Raw genomic sequence first — 419 nt, 5'->3', positions numbered from 1 at the left:
GCCCGGGCGTGGTCGAGCTTCGTCACCACCACGACCCGCGGCATGCCCACCTCGGCGCACTCGCGCCACAGCTCCGCCGTCGGCGCGTCGACGCCCTCGTTGGCGGCGATCACGAACAGTGCGCAGTCGGCCGCCCGGAGCCCGGCTCGCAGCTCGCCGACGAAGTCGGCGTGGCCGGGGGCGTCGAGCAGGTTGACCTTCACACCCTCGTGCGCCAGCGGCGCCAGCGCGAGCCCGACGGAGCGCTGCTGGCGGTGCTCGGACTCGTCGAAGTCGCTCACCGTGGTGCCCTCGGCCGTCGACCCCGGCCGGTTGAGCACACCGGCGGCGACGAGGAGCGACTCGACGAGCGTCGTCTTCCCGGAGCCAGACGGGCCGACCAGCACCAGGTTGCGGATGTCGGCGGGACGGTGCGCGAC

At 74.2% G+C, this 419-nt stretch carries 1 protein-coding gene; it reads right to left on the bottom strand.

All coding sequences use genetic code 11. The annotated features are described in order from the left end of the window. Nucleotides 1–419 (bottom strand): GTP-binding protein (locus tag M3149_RS22835; RefSeq protein ID WP_251711635.1); only part of this gene is annotated, 419 nt, incomplete at both ends.

The organism is Hydrogenophaga intermedia, from assembly GCF_023715105.1.
Taxonomy (GTDB): Bacteria; Pseudomonadota; Gammaproteobacteria; order Burkholderiales; family Burkholderiaceae_C; genus Hydrogenophaga; species Hydrogenophaga intermedia_A.
The sequence above is the reverse complement of the archived record's forward strand: the minus strand, read 5'-3'. Positions and strand labels throughout refer to the sequence as shown.